The organism is Patulibacter sp., assembly GCF_030655195.1.
Classification (GTDB): Bacteria; Actinomycetota; Thermoleophilia; order Solirubrobacterales; family Solirubrobacteraceae; genus Patulibacter.
Genome location: NZ_JAURWA010000106.1, coordinates 46113 through 66524, shown reverse-complemented (window position 1 = coordinate 66524; position 20412 = coordinate 46113). Strand labels below are relative to the sequence as shown.

The following is a 20412-nucleotide window of genomic DNA, read 5'->3' as shown; positions in this document are numbered from 1 at the left end:
CGCCGCCACGGCCGCGGCGCGGCGCGGTGCCCCCGTCGGCGTGCCGGGCGCCCACGGCAGGCGCGTGTCCCGGCAGACGGTGGCGACGTAGCTGCCGGTGCTGATCACGCCTGCGGCGGCCGGGCCCGCCGAGGGGTCCTCGTCGTCGGTGGGCAGGGGCAGCTGACCGGTCTCGCGCGCCAGACGGACCAGCGGGGCGGGGTCGCCCTCGCCGGCGCGACGCAGGGCGCCCGGCAGCGCGGAGCGCAGGAACGGGTCGACGTCCCCGGTCTGGATCAGCGAGATGAGGATCGGGGCGTCGATCGTGCCGGGCCGGCGGCGGCCCGTGCCGTCGTCGACGTCGGCGGTGATCGGCAGACGCGCCCGGGTGCGCTCGAGGTCGCCGGTGACGTCGGTCGTCACGCCGCGGCAGGCCCGGCGCAGGCAGGCGTGCTGCAGCGCGGCGGGGATCGCGCGGAACGTGGCGAGCGAGAACGGGTCCTCGCCGATCGGGTCGACGGTCGAGTCGAGCACGAGGCCGGCCGTGCGGTCCGGGTGCGCCGCGGCGTAGCGCTGGGCGGTGTAGGTGCCGTAGGAGACGCCGAAGAGGTAGAGCCTGTCGTAGCCCCCGGCGATGCGGACGGCCTCGAGGTCCTCGACGACGTCCGTGGTCCCGTAGTGGTCGATCCCGGGGCCCAGGCGGCGGGCGCACGCCCGGAAGCTCTCGGGCGCCGAGATGCCGCTGAGCGCGGTGGTCTCGAGCTCGGGGCAGACGATGAGGTCCGACGCCCGGCCGGTCCCGCGGGTGTCGACGGCGACGAAGTCCCGTCGCCGCAGGAACGGCTTGGACAGCCGGGCGACGTCGGTGGCCAGCGCGGTGGCGGCCTGACCGGGCCCGCCGGCGAGGAAGACGAACGCCTCCTTGCGGACCCGCTTCGTGCGCTTGCCGAGCTGGATCGTCCGGACCGAGAGGCCGATGCGGCCGTCGACCGCCCCCGTCCGGTCGATCGGGACGAGCACCCGTGAGCACCGCGTCCGACCGGCGGACTGGTCGCCGCAGGGCAGGTCCGCGGCCGCCGCGGGCGATGGCGCGGCGAGGGCGAGCAGCGGGAGCGCGGTGAGCGCGAGGCGCGCGAGGACGCGGGACGGTCGGGACACGAGGCCGAGGCTACCGGCCACCCGCTCTATCGTTGACGATCCGTCCACCCCGCCCCGCCCGGAGCACCATGAGCATCGACCGCACCCCCTTCGTCGTCCCCGGGGCGCCGCCCGCGATCGGCCCGTACGTGCACGCGGTCGCCTCCGGCGGCCTCCTGTTCTGCTCGGGCCAGATCCCGCTGGATCCCGCGACGGGCGAGCTCGTGGGGGAGACGCCCGCGGAGCAGGCGCGGCAGTGCCTGCAGAACCTCGCCGCCGTCGCGGAGGGCGCGGGAGCGTCCCTGGCCGACGCGGTCCGGTGCACGGTCTACCTGACCGACATGGACGCGTTCGCCGCCGTCAACGAGGTCTACGCGACGTTCTTCCCGGAGGACCCGCCGGCCCGCCTCGCCCTCGGCGTCGCGGCCCTGCCGAAGGGCGCGCTGGTCGAGGTCGAGGCGGTCGTCGCCCTCCGGGTGGATCGAGCCGCGCCGGACGCCTGAGACGGTCCGGCCCGAGACGCTCGGGCCGGGGCCCGGTCCCCTTCCGGGTGGACCGAGCCGCGTCGACGTCCTGAGACGGTCCGGCCCGAGACGCTCGGGCCGGGGCCCGGTCCCCTTCCTAGATCGGCGTGACGTAGGCGGCGGTCAGGCCGCCGTCGACCATGAACGTCGACGCCGTGATGAAGCTCGACTCGTCCGACGCGAGGAAGAGCACGGCGTTGGCGAGCTCGCGGGCCTGCGCGAAGCGGCCCATCGGCACGTGGACCAGCCGGCGGTTGGCGGCCTCGGCGTCGTTGGCGTAGAGCTCGCGCAGGAGCGGGGTGTCGACCGGTCCGGGGCACAGCGCGTTGACACGGACGCCCTGGCGCGCGAACTGGACGCCGAGCTCGCGCGACATCGAGAGCACGCCGCCCTTCGACGCGGTGTAGGCGATCTGGGACGTCGCCGCACCCATCAGCGCGACGAACGAGGCGGTGTTGATGATCGAGCCGCCGCCGGTCTCCAGCAGGTGCGGGATCCCGTGCTTGCAGCAGAGGTAGACGGACTTCAGGTTGACGTCCTGCACGCGCTGCCAGGCGTCCTCCTCCGTCTCGAGGATGGAGTCGTCGTCGGGCGGCGAGATGCCGGCGTTGTTGAAGAGCACGTCGACGGTGCCGTAGGTCTCGCGGACCTGGGCGTAGGCGGCGGCGACGTCGGCGCTCGAGGTCACGTCGCCCTGGATGGCCAGGTCGACCTCGGGCTGGTCGGCGGTCAGGTCGAAGCCGACGACGGTCGCGCCCTGCTCGCGGAAGACCTTGGCCGTCTCCGCGCCGATGCCGGACGCGGAGCCGGTGATGACCGCGACCTTGCGCTCGAGGCGACCGTGGTGGTTCGTGGCGGTCTCGGGGGTGTTCTGGGTGTCGCTCATGCGGCCTCCTCGGGGTGATCGGTGACGAAGGGGTGCGGCCCGCGGGGCGGACCGGACGGGGCGGCGCTCACGCGCCGGTGGCGTAGTAGACGGTCTTCAGCTCGGAGTAGGCCTCCATCGCGTGCGGGCCGAGCTCGCGCCCGATCCCGGACTGCTTGAAGCCGCCGAAGGGCGTGGAGACGCGGACGGAGCTGTTGGAGTTGATCGACAGCACGCCGCTCTCGATGCGGCGGGCGACCCGCAGGGCTTTGCCGCCGTCCTGCGTCCAGATCGAGCCGGACAAGCCGTAGATCGAGTCGTTGGCCTTCGCGATCGCGTCGGCCTCGTCGTTGAACGGCACGACCGCGACGACCGGGCCGAAGATCTCCTCGCGCGCGGCGGGGCTCCCTGGGTCGACGGGGCAGAGCACCGTCGGCGGGAACCAGAAGCCGTCGCCCTCGGGTGCGGTGCCCCGGAACGCGACGGGCGCGTCGTCGGGGACGAACGAGGCGACCTTGTCGCGGTGCGCGGCCGAGATCAGCGGGCCCATCGCGACGTCCGCGCCGAGCGGGTCGCCGACCGTGAAGGCCTTGACGGCCGGCTCGAGCAGCTCGAGGAAGCGGTCCACGGCCGAGCGCTGCACGAGGATCCGCGAGCGGGCGCAGCAGTCCTGGCCGGCGTTGTCGAAGACCGCCCCGGGTGCCGCGAGCGCCGCGGCCTCCAGGTCGGCGTCGGCGAAGACGACGTTGGCGGACTTGCCGCCCAGCTCGAGCGTCACCCGCTTGATCGTCCCGGCGGCGGCGCGCTGGATGCCCGCGCCGACCCGGGTGGAGCCGGTGAACGCGATCTTCGCGACGCCGGGGTGCTCGACGAGCCGCTGGCCGACCGTCGGTCCGGGACCCGCGAGCACCTGCAGGACGCCCTCCGGGATCCCGGCCTCCAGCGCGATCCGCTCCAGCTCGATCGCGGTCAGCGGCGTCAGCTCCGCGGGCTTGAGGATCGCGCAGTTGCCGGCCGCCAGCGCGGGGGCGAGCTTCCACGACGCGATCGGCAGCGGGAAGTTCCAGGGCGTGATCAGCCCGACGACGCCGAGCGGCTCGCGGAACGTCATCGCCACGCCGCCGGCGACGGGGATCGTGTCGCCGAGGTGCCGCTCGACGCCGCCGGCGTAGTAGCGGAACGTCGCCGCGACCATGCCGATCTCGCCGCGCGCGGAGGCGATCGGATGCCCGGCGTTGCGGGCCTCGAGGACGGCGAGGTCCTCCAGCTCGGCCTCGATCGCGTCGGCCAGGCGCAGCAGCAGCCGCGCGCGGTCCGCCGGGGCGACGTGGCGCCAGGCGGGGAACGCGGCCTGCGCGCGCTCCACGGCGCGGTCGACGTCCTCCGGCGTGGCCTCGGGGATCTCGGCCATCGCGCGGCCGGTGGCGGGCTCGACGACGGTGAGGGTCATCGGTCCTCCTTCGTGGTGGTGGTGGCCGGGACGGGGGGCGCGCCGGTCGGCGCGACCCCGGCCGTCCGGCGGCCGGTACGGGTGGGGAAGCTCATCGGGCCTCGGGTCGGGCGGCGCCCGCGCGGGTCCGTGCGGCGTCGACCAGGGCGGCGATGACGGCGCTGCGTGCGTCGCCCTCCGGGTGCCACTGGACGCCGAGGCAGAACGTGCGGTCGTCGCGCTCGATCGCCTCGGTCAGGGCGTCGCCGATCGCCCGGCCGGTGACGCGCCAGCCGGCCTGGACGCGGTCGAGCGCCTGGTGGTGGTGGGAGCGCACGGACGCGACCTCCGCCCCGATCGCGCGGGCCGCGAGCGAGCCGGGCGTCAGCTCGACGTCGTGGGCGTTGCGCTCGTCGAGGGTGCCGGGGACCCGGCGGTGCTCGTCCGTGCCGAGGACCTCCGGCAGGTGCTGGAGGAGCGTGCCGCCGCCCGCGGCCGCCACGATCTGCATGCCGCGGCAGATCGCCAGCAGCGGCAGGTCGGCGTTCTGCGCCGCCTCCGACAGCGCCATCTCGAAGACGTCGCGCTCCGGGGTCTCCCCGTTCGTGGCGGGGTGCGGCTCTGCGCCGTAGGAGGCGGGGGAGAGGTCGACGCCGCCGGTCAGGATCAGCCCGTGGAGGCCCGCGAGGACCTCCTCGGGGTGCGCGGCGTCGACCGGGTCGACGGGCAGCAGGACGGCGCGGCCGCCGGCGCGCTGGATCGCGGCGACGTAGCTCGCCGGCACGAAGTCGGCGGGCTGCTGCCACGACTCGCCGTGGCGGATCGTCTCGTGCGCGCAGGTGACGCCGACCACGGGCCGGGGCGTGGTGACGACGACGCCGGCGGCGTCGGGGTGCTCGGTGGTGCTCATGCGCGGAGGGGTGCGGGTGGTGGGACGGTCGGCGGCGGCGCGGCCTCGGGCCGCGCCGGGCGCCTACAGGCGCTCGAAGCCGCGGAACCGCTCCCAGTCGGTCACGGCGGCGCCGAACGCGTCGAGCTCGACCTGGGCCATGTTGGCGTAGTGGGCGACGACGTCCTCCCCGAGGGCCTCCTTCGCCAGCGGGCTCGCGAGGAACAGCTCGCGCGCGGCGCCCAGCGTCTTGGGCACCTGGGCCACGTCGGCCTCGTAGGCGTTGCCGGTGCACGGCGGTCCGAGCTCCAGCCCGCGGTCGATGCCGTCGAGGCCCGCGGCGATCGTGGCGGCCAGCGCGAGGTACGGGTTGACGTCCGCGCCGGGGACGCGGTTCTCGACCCGCAGGCCCTCGCCGTGCCCGACGACCCGCAGCGCGCAGGTGCGGTTGTCCTCGCCCCAGGCGATCGCGGTCGGCGCGAACGACGCCGAGGCGTAGCGCTTGTAGGAGTTGATGTTGGGGGCGAAGAGCAGGGTCAGGGCCTCGACGTTGGCCAGCTGGCCGGCGACGAAGGACTCGAAGAGCCCGCGGTCCTGTGCGAAGACGTTCTTCCCCGTGCCTGCGTCCGCGATCGAGCAGTGGATGTGGCACGAGTTGCCCTCGCGCTCGTCGAACTTCGCCATGAAGCTGATCGACATGTCCTCGAGCGACGCGATCTCCTTCGCGCCGTTCTTGTAGATCACGTGCTGGTCGGCCGAGGTCAGCGCGTCGCCGTAGCGGATGTTGACCTCGTGCTGGCCGAGGTTGCACTCGCCCTTGGAGTCCTCGACCCGCATGCCGGCGGCGGTCATGTCGTTGCGGATCCGGCGGATCAGCGGCTCGACGCGCGAGGTGCCCAGCAGGGAGTAGTCGACGTTGTAGAGGTTGGCCGGCTCGAGGTCGCGGTAGCCGGCGTGCCAGGCCTCCTCGTAGCCGGTGCGGAAGACGAGGAACTCGAGCTCCGTCGCGGCGTTGCAGACCCAGCCGCGCTCCGCGAGCCGGTCGAGCTGCCTGCGCAGGACCTGGCGCGGCGACGCGACGACGGGCGAGCCGTCGGGCCACTCGACGTCGGCGAGCACGATGACCGTCCCGGGCTGCCACGGCACCGGCCGCAGCGTCGACATGTCGGGCCGCATGACGAAGTCGCCGTAGCCGCCCTCCCACGAGGCCATCGCGTAGCCGCCGACGGTGTTCATCTCGACGTCGACGGCCAGCAGGTAGTTGCAGCCCTCCGCGCCGTGCTCGGCGATGTCCTCGACGAAGTGCCGCGCGGTCAGGCGCTTGCCCTGCAGGCGCCCCTGCATGTCGGTCATCCCGAGGACGACGGTGTCGACCTCTCCGGCGTCGACCTGCGTGCGCAGCTCGTCGAGGGTCAGGGCCATCAGGCGTCCAGCTCCTTCTCGATCTCGGTGACGGTGTGCAGCGGTCCGGTGAACCACTTGCGGGCGGAGACGAGCCACCAGATCCCGACGGCGCCGAGGACGACGGCGACGGTGATCGGGGCGAAGTTCACGCTGCTCCAGGCGAAGTCGTCCTGCCACGGCAGGCCGGCGTCCGACGCGGGGATGATGAACAGCAGGCAGATGAAGACGACCCAGGCGATCGCGATGCCGCCGACGATCTTGTACCTGCCGCCCAGGTGCCAGTCGCCGGTCTCGAACGCGTCGCCCTGCTTCAGGCGCAGCCAGATTGGGATGGCGTAGGAGATGTAGAGCCCGATGACCGCGATCGAGGTCGCGGCCGAGTAGGCGACGATCGCCTGGTCCTCGGCGACGATCAGCGACGGGATGAGGAGCAGCCAGGCGAAGAAGACGACGACGCCGATGGCCGCCAGCGGCACCCGGCGGGACGAGAGCTGCGACCAGAACCGCGAGCCGGGGACGGCCTTGTCGCGGGAGAACGCGTAGAGCATGCGCGAGGCGGCGGTGACCGACGCGTAGCCGCAGAACAGCTGCGCGACGGCGGCGATGATCAGCAGCATCGCCGACAGCGCCGAGGAGAGCTGCGTGTCGAGGATGTAGATCACCGGCGACGGCAGGCCCGCGGCGGCGGTGGCGTCGAGGGTCTCCTGCGCGGAGCCCGGGATCGCGAACGTCACGGCCATGATCAGGACGTAGCCGAAGACGGCCGAGACGAGGATCGTGTTGATGATCCCCTTCGCGACGGTGCGGGAGGCGTTCTTCGTCTCCTCCGACATGTGCGCCGAGGCGTCGTAGCCGGTGAAGGTGTACTGGGCGTGCAGCAGGCCCAGGAGGAACGAGAAGGTCACGCCGCCGAAGCCGACGCCGGAGTTGTCGACCGTGCTCGTGAAGGCGAAGTCGATGCTCTGGTGGCTGTCGGAGAAGAGGATCAGCACCAGCACGAAGACGGTGACGCCGGCGACGTGCCACCAGGCGGAGACCATGTTCAGCAGGTTCATGATCTGCGGCCCGATGGCGTTCATCCCCGCGTGGAGGATGAGGATCACCGTGAAGACGGCGAAGATCGTCGTGCGGTCGGTGCCGAGGCCGGCGCCGATGGTCTCGAGCACCGCGGTGACGAAGATCGCGGCGCCGTAGTCGATGGCCGCGGTGACGGCGATCTGACCGACGAGGTTGAACCAGCCGGTGAACCAGCCGTGCGCGGGCGAACCGAGCTTGGAGGCCCACCAGTAGAGGCCGCCGGCCGTCGGGTAGGCGGAGGCGAGCTCGGCCATCGCGAGACCGACGAAGAGGACCATCACCGAGACCAGCGGCCAGCCCCAGGCCATCGTGATCGGACCGCCGTTGGAGAGGCCGATGCCGTAGCTGGCCAGGCCGCCCGTGAGGATCGAGACGATCGAGAAGGAGATCGCGAAGTTCGAGAACGCCCCCATGCTGCGCTCGAGGGTGGGCTCGTAGCCCATCTCCCTCAGGCGTCGTTCATCGGCGTCCATCTCGACGCCGCCCGCTGGTTCCCGTGCCGTGCTCATGGTGTCGCTCCGCGTCGTAAAGGTGTGCTCGCCGTGCCTTCTGGGCGAACCTACCCGCGTCCCGGAGGTCCGGTCAATCGCCGTTCGTCCAAACCCGCGTGACGCCGGTCACGCGGGACGGCGCGGCGCGCACGGGGCCGGGTCCGACGGTGCGGGCGGCGTCCGGGCCGCGGAGCGGTGGTCCGTCAGGCGGGCGCGAGGCCCGCGAGGACGTGCTCCGTGCCCGCCAGGTGGCGGCGCATCGTGCGGACCGCCGCGGCGACGTCGCCCCGGGCGACCGCGGCGACCAGCCGGCGGTGCTCGGCGTTGGAGTGGGTCAGGACGGCCCGTGGGTGGGCGATCTGGGCGATCAGGTCGGTCGCCTCGGCCTGCAGCTCCGCCGCGCGCAGCACGAGCGCCGGCACCCCGGTGAGCTCGGCCAGGCCCACGTGGAGCGCGACGTCGGCCCGGCGGTAGGCCGCGAAGTCCGGGGCGTCCGCCATCGCGCCGACCTGCCCCGCGAGCACCGCGAGGCCGGGGGCGACGGCGTCCGGGTCCGCCGCAGCGCGCTCCGCCGCCAGGCACGCGGTCCCGACCTCGAACGCCCGACGGACCGCGACGCGGTCGCGCCAGTCGGCCGGGAGGACGGTCCCCGCACCCCGGCCGCCGAGGGGTGGTGCGTCGACGACGAACGTCCCGCCGCCGCGGCCGCGGGTGGCGACGAGGTGGCCGGACTCCGTGAGCGCCCCGAGGGCCTGGCGCAGCGTGGAGCGGGAGATCCGCAGCTGCTCGGCCAGCTCCCGCTCGGCGGGCAGGCGACGCCCCGCGGGCAGCAGCCCCGCGCGGATGGCGCTGCCCAGCCGCTCGACGGTCTCCTCGAGCGTGGTGGGCGCGACGACGGGCGAGAAGACCGCGTCGGTGGCGTCGGTGGCCATGGACGGACGCTACCGGCCGTCGTCGGGCCGACCGCCCGGCGGCCCGGCGGGAGTCGGCCGCATCCGTCCGGTCGGGGCCCCGGCCGGACGCGCGCCGTGTCCGTCCTCCGCGGGGCGCCGGCCGGCCGCGACCCCTCAGAGGCGGAACGGCAGCAGGTTGATCCCGTCGACGAAGTTGCCGACGACCTGGCGGGGCTCGCCGACCTCGATCCGCGGGTACCGCCCGAGCAGCTCGGAGAAGACCGCGCGCAGCTGCACCTTCGCCAGCGGGGCCCCGAGGCAGTAGTGCGGGCCGCCGCCGCCGAAGCCGAGGTGGCGGTTGGGCGTGCGCAGGACGTCGAAGCGCTCCGGCCGGTCGAAGGCGGTCTCGTCGCGGTTGCCCGACGGGTAGACCAGGACGACCTTGTCGCCCTCGGCGATCGCCTGGCCGCGGATCTCGGTGTCGCGGGTCGCGGTGCGCCGGAACGTCATCACGGGGGAGGCCCAGCGGACGAACTCCTCGGCGGCGACGGGCAGCCGGCCGTCCAGGTCCTCGAGCAGCAGCGCGCGCTGGTCCGGGTTGTCCTGGAGCGCGATCATCGCGTGGGAGGTCGTGTGCCGGGTCGTGTCGTTGCCCGCGACGCTGAGGAGGACGAAGAACGCGGCGATCTCCTCCGTCGTCAGCGTCCGGCCGTCGATCCTCGCGTGCACGAGCGCGGACAGCAGGTCGTCCGTCGGCTCCGCGCGGCGCTGCTCGGCCAGCTCGGAGCAGGCCTGGTGGAGGATCCACAGCGCCTCGCCGACGACCGCCAGGCCGTCGCGGCCCTGCAGGTACTCCGGGTCGCTCCAGGAGACCATCGCGTCGCTGTAGTGGACGAGCCGCTCGCGGTCCTCCTCCGGCACGCCGAGCATCCGCATGATCGTCATGAGCGGGACGCGCTTGGAGACGTGCTCGACGAAGTCGTCCGAGTCCGCGTCGGGGAGCTCGTCGACGACCTGGCGGGCGTCGCGCCGGACCCCGTCCTCCAGCGCCTTGACCTGCTTGGGCGTGAACGCGGACGAGATCAGGCCGCGGACGGCGGCGTGGCGCGGATCGTCCATGGCCAGGATCGAGATCGCCATGTCGAGGAACTCCTGCGGGACGTCCTCGAACATCACGCCCTTGGCGGAGCAGAAGTCCTGGGGGTTGCGCGAGACCGCGCGGATGTCGTCGTAGCGGCTCAGCGCCCAGTAGCCGCCCGTCAGGTGGGCCTCGGCGTCGGCGCCCGCCCCGTCGGCGGTGACGAGGAGCCCCTCAGGCTGGCGCTGCCACGACACGGGCTGCTCGGCCCGCAGCCGGGCGAAGTCCGCCTCGCGCTCGCGACGGGGCCGCGCCCAGAAGGCCTGGGCGGAGATGTCCGCGATCGCGTTGGGGTCCGTGGTGGTGCTCATGCGTGACTTCCGTGAGGGGCGGTGACGAGGGCATTCGACACCACGTTTGACACGGTGTCAAGAGAATGCCCCGTGCGGTGTCCGGTACGTGCGCGTGCGCACGCAACCGCGCTCGGCGGAACGCCCGTACACCCGGAGAGGACGGGCCACCCCATCGGGGGGTACCATCCCGCTTCTCTCCTGTGTTCCCGACGGCGTCGTCCGCCGGGGTCGCAGCACCCACGTCGTCGTCGCCGGAGCACCCATGGCCACCACCGCCGCGTTCACCACCGAGCCCACCGATCCCGAGACGCGGGACGAGATCCTCTCGCTGGTCCGGCAGTTCACCGACGAGCAGATCATCCCCAACGCCGAGCACTACGACTCGACGGACACGTGGCCCGAGCCGATCGTCGAGGGGCTCAAGGAGCTCGGCCTCTTCGGGACCACGCTGCCGGAGGAGTACGGCGGCCTGGGCCTGGACCTGCAGACCTACGCGCGCATCGCCGAGGAGCTCGCGCGCGGCTGGATCTCGATCCCGGGCATCGTCAACACCCACTTCATCGGCGCGTACCTGCTGATGAAGTTCGGCACCGAGGAGCAGAAGCAGAAGTACCTGCCCTCGATGGCCACCGGTGAGCTGCGCGCCGCGTTCTCGCTGTCGGAGCCCCACGCCGGCTCCGACGTGCAGGCGATCAAGACGTCCGCGAAGAAGCTCGACGACGGCCGCTACGAGATCAACGGCCAGAAGCTCTGGGTCACCAACGGCCTGATGAGCGGCCTGGTCTTCGTCCTCGTCGTCACCGACCCGACCGCCAGCCCGAAGTACAAGGGCATGACGTGCTTCATCTGCGAGAAGGAGCCGGGCGTCGGGGTCAACACCGGCGAGTACGAGGGCTTCGAGGTCCCGCCGAAGATCAAGAAGATGGGCTACAAGGGCGTCGAGTCCACCGAGCTCGTCTTCAACGGCTACAAGCTCGGCGCCGACCAGATCCTCGGTGGCGAGGAGGCCGGGCTGAACAACGGCTTCAAGCAGATGATGGACTCGCTCGAGGTCGGCCGCGTGAACGTCGCCGCCCGTGGCGTCGGGGTCGCGCAGCGCGCGTTCGAGCTGGCCATCCGCTACGCCCAGGAGCGCGAGACGTTCGGCAAGCCGATCGCCCAGCACCAGCTGGTGCAGGAGAAGCTCGCCGACATGTACACCCGCCTCGAGGGCGCGCGCCTGCTGACGTACCGCGCCGCCGAGCTGAAGGACAAGGGCGAGCGCTCCGACACCGAGGCCGCGATGGCCAAGCTCGCCGCGTCGGAGGCCGGCCACAAGAACGCCGAGGACGCGCTGCGCATCCACGGCGGCTTCGGCTTCTCGAAGGAGTACGAGATCGAGCGCATCTACCGCGACGCGCCGCTGCTCCTGATCGGCGAGGGCACCTCCGACATCCAGCGCATGGGCATCGCCAAGGGCCTGCTGAAGCGGTTCAAGATCTAGGGGTCCACTGACCCCGCCGCGAGGCGGGACCGAGGTCCGAGGGGCGCCGGCGACGGCGCCCCTCGTCGTTCTTGGACGGCGGCTCCGGGTCGATGCCCCGGCCCGGTCGCGCGTCGTGCGGAGCCCCGTCCCGCCGGCGCCCCACCCGGTGCGATCGCGGGTCGACCGCCCCGTCCGCGGGTACGGTGTCGACGCATGAGCACGGATCGCCCACCCGGAGCCTCCGACCGCGGGACCGGGTGGGCGCACGGCGGCGGCCCCGAGCCGACGACCCCTTCGCCCGGCGGCCCCGCGCGACGGCGCATCGCGATCGTCGCCGGGGGCGTCGTCGCGGTGCTCGTCGTCGTGCTCGTCGTGCTCCTCGTCGGCGGCGGCGACGGTGACGACCGCAGGCGGTTGCAGGCCACGGGCAGCACGCAGGGGGTTCCGGACGCCTCGGGCGTCGGTCGCCTCGGCAGCCGGGCGGCGCTCGTGCAGCTCCGGCGCCGGATGCGCCCGGAGGACACGGTGTCGGACATCTCCCTGACGAGCTTCCACGCCGTCGCGAGCATGATCAGCCCGTCCGGGGGTGGCCGGACGCTCGCGATCACGGACATGCCCGACGGGGACGTCGACGTCGACGGGGACGGCACCACCGGCGGATCGACCGGCCTCGACGGGGACGTGCCGGGGGCCGAGCTGGACGTCGACGCGCCCGCCCGGCTGCTCGCCGCGGTGCTCCGCGCGGTGGGCCCGGAGACTCGGCCGAGGATCCTCGAGATCAGCGCGCGCTCGACGGACGATGCGGGCGACCGGTCCGGAGGACTCGAGTGGAAGATCGACGTCGGGTCGGTCTCCGACGAGGGCACGTGGATCGGCGACGAGCACGGCCGACACGTCCTCCGCCCGTCCGACGGCATGCCCGCGCCGCCCGAGGGATCGCGCGGCCCGGCGCTGCCACCGGACGGGGTCAACGCGTCCTCGCTCGTGCGGCCGACGGCCCTGCGCGCGGGACTCGACGCCGTCGGGGAGCGGCCCGGGGCGACGGGGGGCGTGACCTTCGTGCGCGTCGAGCCGAAGGAGCTCTACGTGTCGTTCGTGCAGCCGCTCGGATCGCCGGACGCGGAGGGCCTCGAGCGCATCCGGACCCGGACCTTCACCGTCGACGCGGCCGGGGGGATCGAGGTCGACGAGGTGCTCCGGCGGGCGCGGCGCAGCGAGGACGGCGTCGGCGTCCCGATCGCGGCGATCGACCCGGACGCCCCGCTGCGGGCCCTGCGCACCATCGGTCGTCGGGAGGGCCGGGACGCCGCGGCGGAGGTGCGCGCCGTCGAGTTCCGGGCGCCGGGCACCTTCAGCGGCGCCTCCACCGGCTGGGAGCTCGAGCTCCGGGACGGCAAGCGCCTGAGCACCTGGACGGCGAAGCCGGACGGCCGCGGGGTGCGCAGCGGGACCGACGGGTAGCCCCGCCCGGCCGCGCGCCGACACCGCCCTGCGCGGCGGGCGTCGGCCCGGTCAGGCCGGCATGCGCTCGTCGAACCGCGGGAGGCCGTCGTCGGGGATCGGCTCCCACGGCGCGGCGTAGGCGACGAACTGGCGGGCCTGCGGGCGGACGCCGGGGTCGCCGTCGACCGCGGCCAGGCGGACCATCACGCGACCGTGGTCCTGTGGGTCCTGGGCGAAGACCGCCGACCCGCACGAGGCGCAGAAGACCTTGTCGAAGCCGCCGGGGCTCCAGCGGCCCAGGGCGTCCTCGCCGGCCGTTACGCGGAACGAGCCGTCGACGGTCTTCGCGGAGGCCTGGACGGCGGTCCCCGTGCGGTGCTGGCAGCGGGTGCAGTGGCAGTAGGCGGCGGCGACGAGCGGCTCGTCGATCTCGAAGCGCACGGCGCCGCAGCCGCAGCCGCCGGTGAGGACGGGGGTGGTCATGGGGCGACCGTAGCGCGGCGCGGGGGCGTCCGGGTGCGGCGACCACCCCGCTCTCCCGTGACGCCGTCCACCCGTCCGGTGGCGGCAGGAGCCCGGGTCACGGGGACGACCGCCGCCGGTGCCGTCCCGGCCGGGGCCGCTACCGTCGTGGCGATGTCCACGACGCTCCCCGACTCCGCCCCCGACGCGGCGCGCCGCGCCCGCGCGCGGGGTGCGGTCGACGGGATCGTCCGGGTCACCCCGGTCCTGCGGTCCACCGGCCTGTCGGAGCGGTTCGGTGCGCCCGTCGACCTGAAGGCCGAGTCCCTGCAGCGGACCGGGGCGTTCAAGCTGCGCGGCGCGCTGGCCAAGCTCGCGGCGCTGGGCGACGCGGCGGCCCCGGGCGTCGTGGCGGGCAGCGCGGGCAACCACGCCCGCGGGGTGGCCGAGGCGGCGCGGGCCCGCGGGCTGCCGGCCGTCGTCTACATGCCGGTCGGTGCACCGATCGCGAAGATCGAGGCGTGCCGGGCGCTGGGCGCCGACGTGCGGCTCGTCGAGGGGCAGGTCGAGCAGGCGCTCGAGGCCGCCACGGCCCACGCCGCGGAGACGGGGATGATGTTCCTGCACCCGTTCGACGACCCCGACGTCGTCGCCGGGCAGAGCACGATCGGCAGCGAGCTGCTCGAGCAGGTCCCCGACCTCGCGCAGGTCGTCGTCCCGGTCGGGGGTGGCGGCCTGGTCTCGGGCATCGCCACGGCGATCAAGGCGGAGCGGCCCGACGTCCGGATCATCGGCGTGCGGGCCGCGGTGCGCGGGGCGCAGGTCGCCGCCCGGGAGAGCCGGTCCCAGGTCTCCCCGACCTACGGGCTCCGGCGTCCGGAGGCCCCGGCCACGACGATCGCCGACGGCATCGCGGTCAAGACCCCCGGCCGCTACACCGGCCCGCTCGTCGACGCCCTGGTCGACGAGCTCGTGGCCGTCGACGAGGACTCGATCGCCGAGGCGATGGTGCTGCTGCTGGACCGCGTGAACCTCGTCGTCGAGGGCGCCGGCGCCGTCGGGCTGGCGGCGCTCCTGCGCGACCTCGTCCCGCGACCCGACCGCGGCAGCACGGCGCTCGTCCTCTCCGGCGGCAACGTCGACCTGGGGCTCCTGGCCGAGATCGCCCGGCGGCACGAGTCCCTCGTCGGCCGGCGTCTCGGCCTGATCGCCCTGCTCCCCGACCGCCCCGGCGCGCTCGTCGGCCTGGCGTCCGCGGTCGCGAGCGTCGGCGCCAACGTCGTCGAGGTCCAGCACGTCCGGGAGGGCGTCGACATGCACGTCGGCGAGACCACGGTGCGGCTCGTGCTCGAGACCCAGGGCCGCGACCACGCCGAGACGGTGCTCCGGGCCGTCCGCGACGCCGGGTTCCCCGTGCGCCGGACGGCCGAGGCGGGCTGAGGCGGTCGAGCGGCGCGGCCGCTGCGGGGGCCGGGTGGAGATGACGAGGCCCTGGCACGCCGCGGCGAGGTGGCCGGAGCGCGGGCATCTGCCTGCCCGACGGTCCGGTCGGACCGTGGCAGCACGGCCACCGTCTCCCGGTGCGCGGTCCGCCCCGCCTGCGACGATGCGAGCCGTGCCGGACCTGCGCGTCGTCGACCACCCGCTCATGGCCGACCGCATCGCGGTCCTGCGCAACGAGGCCACGGACCGCGCGGGGTTCCGTCGTGCCCTGCGCGCCGCCGCGGTGCTGCTGGCCGTCGAGGCCACGACCGACCTCGCCACGAAGCGCGGGCGCGTCACGACGCCGCTGGAGGAGACCGACGCCGTCCGGATCGCCGGCGACGTCGTCCTCGTCCCGGTCCTCCGCGCGGGACTCGGCATGCTCGACGCGTTCCTCGACGTCGTCCCCGAGGCCCGCGTGGGCCACATCGGCCTGGAGCGCGACGAGGTCTCGCTGCAGCCGCGGCGCTACTTCGAGCGCCTCCCCGAACAGGTCCCCGTCGCCCGGACCCTCGTCCTGGACCCGATGCTCGCCACGGGCGGCAGCGCGGTCCACGCCCTGCAGGCCCTGCGCGAGGCCGGCGCCCGCGAGCTCGCCCTGGTTGTCCTGGTCGCCGCGCCCGAGGGCGTCGCGGCGGTCCAGGCGGCGCACCCCGACGTGCCGATCATCGCGGGCGTGCTGGACCGCGAGCTCGACGGCGACGGCTTCATCCGCCCGGGCCTGGGGGACGCGGGGGACCGGGTCTTCGGGACCTGACCCGGCGTCGGCCCGGCGGACGCGCCCGGGCGCGGGCGGCCGGAGCCGGGCCCGGCCCCGGCGTGTCCCACCCCGGGCGGGGCGGGGGGTCAGCCGCGCAGCCGGACGGCCGTGCCGTAGGCGCAGATCTCCGTGCCCGTCTGGGCGTACTCCGTCGTCTCGAAGCGGAACGCGACGACGGCGTCCGCACCCTTGGCCTCCGCCTCGGCACGCAGGCGCTCGAGTGCCTCCTCGCGGCTGTCGTGGAGCATCTTCGTGATGCCCTTCAGCTCGCCGCCGACGAGCGACTTGAAGCCGGCGCCGATGTTCGAGCCGATGTTGCGGGAGCGGACGGTGAGACCGAAGACCTCGCCGAGCGCCTCCTCGATCTCGCGGCCGGGGACGTCGTTGGTGGTGACGATGAGCATGGGACGAGGGTAGCCGCGGCGGTGGAGGGCGACGGTGAACCGGGCGTGTCGGCGCTCGAGGTGCCCTGCAGCTCGACCACGCAGATCGCAGACATCTGATGACTTGGTAGGCTCCGCGTCCGATGGCGATGACCTCTCTCGGTCGCGGCTCCCTCGGGGAGCTCGCGGCGAACGCGCTGCGCGAGCAGCTCGCCGCCGGCGCCTGGCCGGTCGGGACGAAGCTGCCCGCGGAGAACGTGCTCGCCGCCCAGCTGGGCGTCGGGCGCTCGACGGTCCGCGAGGCCGTGCGGGTCCTGGTCGCGGCCGGGCAGCTCGAGACCCGGCAGGGGTCCGGCACCTACGTCCTCGCGCTGCAGCCGCCGCCGGAGTGGGAGACCCGCGTCCGCCGGGCCGACGTCCTCGACGTCTACGAGGTCCGCGAGGCGCTGGAGTCGCAGGCGGCCCGCCTGGCCGCCGAGCGGCGCACCGGCGACGACCTCGTCGCGATCGACGTCGCGCTGGCCGCCCGCGAGGCCGCCCGGGCCACCGGCGGGGTCGAGCCGTTCGTCGACGCAGACCTGGCGTTCCACGCCGCCATCGTCGCCGCCGCGCACAACCCGCTGCTCGAGGAGATGTTCACCTCGTTCCTCGGGGCCCTGCGCGCGGCGCTGGTCACGGTCGTCGAGGACGTGGTCCTCGACGTCGTCGACGACGCGCACGCCCACGCGGCCCTCGCCGCGGCCGTGCGTGCGGGCGATCCGGAGGCCGCGATCGCCGCGACCCACGCGAACGTCACGGTCACCGGTCGGTCCCTCCGCGCGGCCGCGTCGCCGGCTGCCGAGGCCCCCGCGAGCACCCCTTCTTCGCCCACCACCCCCGACGGGAGCGCCCCAGCATGAGCACCGAGACGAACCCCACCTGGAGCCTCCAGAAGCCGAGCGGGATGCCCTCCGGGCGCTACCGGCCGTTCCACCAGCGCGTGCCGTTCGAGCTCGAGGACCGCCAGTGGCCCTCGAGGCGGATCGAGAAGGCACCGATCTGGGCGGCGGTCGACCTCCGCGACGGCAACCAGTCGCTGATCGACCCGATGGACACCGACCGCAAGCGGCGGATGTTCGACCTGCTCGTGTCGATCGGCGTGAAGGAGATCGAGGTCGGCTACCCGGCGTCCGGCGCCACCGACTTCGACTTCGTCCGCTCGCTGATCGAGGACGACGCGATCCCCGACGACGTGCGGATCATGGTCCTCACGCCGGCGCGCAAGGAGCTGATCGAGCGGACGTTCGAGGCGCTGGAGGGCATCGACCGGGCGCTCGTCCACCTCTACACCGCGACCTCGCGGCTGTGGCGGGAGGACGTCCTGGGGCAGTCGACCGACAGCCTGTTGTCGCTCGTCCGGTCCGGCGCGGAGGACGTCCTGCGCGGCGTCGACTCGCTGCCGGACACCGACGTGCGGATGCAGTTCTCGCCCGAGACGTTCTCGCTGACGGAGCCCGAGATCGCCCTGGCGACGTCCGACGCCGTCTCGGCGCTCTGGCAGCCGACCCCCGAGCGGCCGATGGTGCTGAACCTGCCCTCCACGGTCGAGGTCTCCACCCCGAACGTCTTCGCGGACCAGATCGAATGGATGGACCGGCATCTGGCCAAGCGCGACGCGGTGATCGTCTCGGTCCACCCGCACAACGACCGCGGCACCGGCGTCGCGGCGACCGAGCTGGCGCTGATGGCCGGCGCGGACCGAGTCGAGGGCTGCCTGTTCGGCAACGGCGAGCGGACGGGCAACGTCGACCTCGTGACCCTGGCGCTGAACCTGCACACGCAGGGCGTGGACCCCGAGCTGGACTTCAGCGACATCGACGCCGTGCGCTCGACCGTCGAGTACTGCAACCAGCTGCCGGTGCCCGAGCGCTCGCCCTACGGCGGCGACCTCGTCTACACCTCGTTCTCGGGCACGCACCAGGACGCGATCAATAAGGTCTTCCGCAAGCGCGAGGCCCAGGCGAAGGAGCAGGGTATCGCGGTCGAGGAGCTCGAGTGGGAGGTCCCGTACCTGCCGATCGATCCCCACGACGTCGGCCGCACGTACGAGGCCGTGATCCGCGTCAACAGCCAGTCCGGCAAGGGCGGCATGGCGTACCTGATGAAGACCGAGCACGGCCTGGACCTGCCGCGCCAGCTGCAGATCGAGTTCTCCCAGGTCGTCCAGGCGCGCACGGACGACGAGGGTGGCGAGGTCACACCCCAGCGGCTGTGGGACATCTTCTCCGACGCCTACCTGCCGGGCGGGAAGCCGCCGTGGGGCCGCTACCGCGTGTGGGAGCACCGCACCGCGTCGCGCTCGGACGGCACCGACGAGCTCGGCGTGCAGCTCGACGTCGACGGCCAGCCGCAGCGACTGGAGGGTGTCGGCAACGGCCCCATAGACGCCTTCGTCAAGGCGCTGGCGACGATCGGCATCGTCGTGCGGGTCGACGACTACGTCGAGCACGCGCTCGGCGGGGGAGAGGACGCCCGCGCCGCCTCCTACGTGCGCTGTTCGATCGACGGCACGACGGTGTGGGGCGTCGGCATCCACGAGAACATCGTGCGTGCGTCGCTGGACGCGATCGTCTCCGCGGTGAACCGCGCGGCGAAGGGCTGATCGCGCGACGAAGAACCGGCCGCGCGACGACCGAACGACGGGCGGTGCGGTCCGTCGTGGGTCGGTGCGGCCCGCCGTCCCCGGTGGCACCGTCCGTGGGCGGCGTCCGTGCGGCGGACCGACGGCCGGCCGACCCGGTCAGCGCGCCCCGGCGTCCCACGCCCGGCGGGCCGCGCGCAGTGCGGCGGGATCGGCGCACGCCGCCCCCGCCTCCACCGATCGGGCCCGGCCCGTGCTGGTGGACAGGATCGTCGCGACCGTCTGCGCCCGTCGCGTGCTCGTGCTCGAGCAGTCGCCCGGACCCAGGAGCAGGTCGATCTGCGCGGTTCCGTTCCAGCCCAGCGCCCGGACCGCGCGCGAGAGCCGTCGGAAGCCCGCGGCGTCGCCGACCGGGCTGGACGACGCGCCGAGGAACGAGGGCCTGGTGATCCGCAGCTGCGGGACCCCGTCGGCGGCGCGGCGGTCCCAGCGCAGCCCGGCGATGCCGGCGCTCCGCATCGCCCGGGCCCCGTCGACGAGACCGACCACGCGACCCGGTCCGTCGTCGATCTCCGACCGGTCGCGGTCGAGGGTCCCGACGCCGCCGAACCACACGTCGTCCTCGTCCGCCGCGGGCCAGGACACCGCGACGCGGCGCGCGGAACCGTCCCGGGCGACGACGGCCGCCGTCCGGGCCCCGGAGATCGACGTCGCCCGGGCCTGGGCGAAGCCGAGGTCCGTCCGGGCGAAGGTCCGGGACCCCGGGGTGCTCATCCGACGGGCGAGGGCGAGCGCGCGGGACGGATCGTCCGCGGCGGCGCCGGCGAGCACCGGGCGGGAGACCGGCTCGCCCGAGCGGTCCACGTCGTCGGTCCCGGCGGTGAGGTCGACGGCGATCTCGACCTCCCGGCGGACCTCCGCGTCTCTGCCGAGCGCGGCGGTGGCCTCGCGCCAGGCGACGGCTGCGTCGTCGAGCGAGCGGGCGCGGACGCGGAGCTCGGTGGTCCGTCCGCCGGCGAAGAGCCGCGGGGACCGGTCCGTCAGGCGGGAGGCCGCCCGGAGCGCCGCGCGCGCCTCAGGACCGACGACGCCGGTGGGGGACCGCAGCGCGATCGGCAGCTCCTGGCCCCCCGAGCGCGGGTTCGCGTAGACCAGCAGCCCGCGGAGGCCGGCCGGGAGTCGGTCGCCGCTCAGGACGCGGTCCAGTACCTCGAGGGCCAGGGGCGCGGCGAGCTCCGGGCGGTCGACCTGCGCGGACAGCCGCGGTTCCGAGGGGCCGGCCTGCAGCTCGATCGGTCCGCCGGGGGTCCGCACGCCGGCGACGGCCACGAGCACCGTGGCCAGGCGGGGATCGGGGGTGCCCCGGCGCCGCAGGACCAGGACGCCGCGACCGAGCCGGATCTCGGTGCCCGTCCGGCGCTCCGTCAGCGCCCGCAACGCGGCGGCGACCCCGTCCGCGCGGGTCCCGGGACGGAGGGCGACCCGCAGCTCGCCGTCCTCGTCGGTCACCGACGTGACGGCGGGCACGTCGCGCAACCCCGCCCGGTCGTCGTCGGCGTCGTCCCCGCCTGCGAGGACGACGACCAGGACGACCACGAGCGCCACGGCGGTGACGAGCAGCGCGAGGACGCGCGGGCGACGGAGGCGTGCGACAGACACCCGGGGGACTCTCGCAGAG

At 74.3% G+C, this 20412-nt stretch carries 18 protein-coding genes; 7 read left to right on the top strand and 11 right to left on the bottom strand.

The window, feature by feature from the left end:
* Positions 1 to 1137 (bottom strand): alpha/beta fold hydrolase (locus Q7T67_RS11120; RefSeq protein WP_304789067.1); only part of this gene is annotated, 1137 nt, incomplete at its 3' end.
* Between the two features lie 68 nt (positions 1138 to 1205).
* Here Q7T67_RS11120 and Q7T67_RS11115 point away from each other — a divergent pair.
* The gene (locus Q7T67_RS11115; RefSeq protein WP_304789065.1) at positions 1206 to 1619 is read left to right on the top strand and encodes a Rid family detoxifying hydrolase; all 414 of its coding nucleotides are present in this window, start codon (positions 1206 to 1208) and stop codon (positions 1617 to 1619) included.
* 118 nt (positions 1620 to 1737) lie between these two features.
* Here Q7T67_RS11115 and Q7T67_RS11110 read toward each other — a convergent pair whose 3' ends face one another.
* The 7 genes from Q7T67_RS11110 to Q7T67_RS11080 form a co-directional block, all read right to left on the bottom strand.
* Positions 1738 to 2526 (bottom strand): 3-oxoacyl-ACP reductase, encoded by a 789-nt coding sequence (locus Q7T67_RS11110; protein WP_304789063.1) that lies wholly within the window; start codon positions 2524 to 2526, stop codon positions 1738 to 1740.
* A 67-nt stretch (positions 2527 to 2593) separates the two neighbouring features.
* Positions 2594 to 3955 (bottom strand): aldehyde dehydrogenase, encoded by a 1362-nt coding sequence (locus tag Q7T67_RS11105; RefSeq protein WP_304789061.1) that lies wholly within the window; start codon positions 3953 to 3955, stop codon positions 2594 to 2596.
* A gap of 91 nt (positions 3956 to 4046) precedes the next feature.
* Positions 4047 to 4844, bottom strand: coding sequence for a gamma-glutamyl-gamma-aminobutyrate hydrolase family protein (locus tag Q7T67_RS11100; protein ID WP_304789058.1), 798 nt, complete (start codon positions 4842 to 4844; stop codon positions 4047 to 4049).
* Positions 4845 to 4907: 63 nt separating this feature from the next.
* Positions 4908 to 6245 (bottom strand): glutamine synthetase family protein, encoded by a 1338-nt coding sequence (locus Q7T67_RS11095; protein ID WP_304789056.1) that lies wholly within the window; start codon positions 6243 to 6245, stop codon positions 4908 to 4910.
* Positions 6245 to 7813 (bottom strand): amino acid permease, encoded by a 1569-nt coding sequence (locus tag Q7T67_RS11090; protein ID WP_304789053.1) that lies wholly within the window; start codon positions 7811 to 7813, stop codon positions 6245 to 6247. Before Q7T67_RS11090 ends, Q7T67_RS11095 begins: the two co-directional genes overlap by 1 nt.
* 185 nt (positions 7814 to 7998) lie before the next feature.
* Positions 7999 to 8727, bottom strand: coding sequence for a FadR/GntR family transcriptional regulator (locus tag Q7T67_RS11085; RefSeq protein ID WP_304789051.1), 729 nt, complete (start codon positions 8725 to 8727; stop codon positions 7999 to 8001).
* Between the two features lie 135 nt (positions 8728 to 8862).
* Positions 8863 to 10137: a cytochrome P450 gene (locus Q7T67_RS11080; RefSeq protein ID WP_304789049.1), complete on the bottom strand. Its 1275-nt coding sequence runs from the start codon at positions 10135 to 10137 to the stop codon at positions 8863 to 8865.
* 244 nt (positions 10138 to 10381) lie between these two features.
* On the opposite strand from Q7T67_RS11080, the gene Q7T67_RS11075 reads away from it, so the two are divergent.
* A complete protein-coding gene (locus tag Q7T67_RS11075; RefSeq protein ID WP_304789047.1) occupies positions 10382 to 11602 on the top strand; it encodes an acyl-CoA dehydrogenase family protein in 1221 nt (406 codons plus the stop codon).
* A gap of 195 nt (positions 11603 to 11797) precedes the next feature.
* On the top strand, positions 11798 to 13045 hold the full coding sequence (locus Q7T67_RS11070) for a hypothetical protein (protein ID WP_304789045.1): 1248 nt from the start codon (positions 11798 to 11800) through the stop codon (positions 13043 to 13045).
* 51 nt (positions 13046 to 13096) lie between these two features.
* Here Q7T67_RS11070 and Q7T67_RS11065 read toward each other — a convergent pair whose 3' ends face one another.
* Positions 13097 to 13510: a GFA family protein gene (locus Q7T67_RS11065; RefSeq protein ID WP_304789043.1), complete on the bottom strand. Its 414-nt coding sequence runs from the start codon at positions 13508 to 13510 to the stop codon at positions 13097 to 13099.
* A 153-nt stretch (positions 13511 to 13663) separates the two neighbouring features.
* On the opposite strand from Q7T67_RS11065, the gene ilvA reads away from it, so the two are divergent.
* Entirely contained in the window at positions 13664 to 14929 is a 1266-nt protein-coding gene (gene ilvA / locus Q7T67_RS11060; RefSeq protein ID WP_304789041.1) for a threonine ammonia-lyase, read from the top strand.
* Positions 14930 to 15104: 175 nt separating this feature from the next.
* On the top strand, positions 15105 to 15728 hold the full coding sequence (gene upp / locus Q7T67_RS11055; RefSeq protein WP_304789039.1) for a uracil phosphoribosyltransferase: 624 nt from the start codon (positions 15105 to 15107) through the stop codon (positions 15726 to 15728).
* Between the two features lie 89 nt (positions 15729 to 15817).
* Here the strand turns inward: upp and Q7T67_RS11050 are convergent, their stop codons facing one another.
* On the bottom strand, positions 15818 to 16135 hold the full coding sequence (locus tag Q7T67_RS11050; RefSeq protein WP_304789037.1) for a YbjQ family protein: 318 nt from the start codon (positions 16133 to 16135) through the stop codon (positions 15818 to 15820).
* A 122-nt stretch (positions 16136 to 16257) separates the two neighbouring features.
* Here Q7T67_RS11050 and Q7T67_RS11045 point away from each other — a divergent pair, with 122 nt between their 5' ends.
* Positions 16258 to 17013 carry a FadR/GntR family transcriptional regulator gene (locus Q7T67_RS11045; RefSeq protein WP_304789035.1) on the top strand — a complete coding sequence of 252 codons (756 nt, stop codon included), beginning with the start codon at positions 16258 to 16260 and terminating at the stop codon, positions 17011 to 17013.
* Positions 17010 to 18755 carry a 2-isopropylmalate synthase gene (leuA, locus tag Q7T67_RS11040; protein ID WP_304789033.1) on the top strand — a complete coding sequence of 582 codons (1746 nt, stop codon included), beginning with the start codon at positions 17010 to 17012 and terminating at the stop codon, positions 18753 to 18755. The genes Q7T67_RS11045 and leuA overlap by 4 nt, the downstream gene beginning before the upstream one ends.
* Positions 18756 to 18893: 138 nt before the next feature.
* On the opposite strand, the gene Q7T67_RS11035 is transcribed toward leuA, so the two are convergent.
* Complete coding sequence (locus tag Q7T67_RS11035) at positions 18894 to 20393, bottom strand: hypothetical protein (protein ID WP_304789031.1); 1500 nt, start codon at positions 20391 to 20393, stop codon at positions 18894 to 18896.
* Positions 20394 to 20412 lie beyond the last annotated feature (19 nt).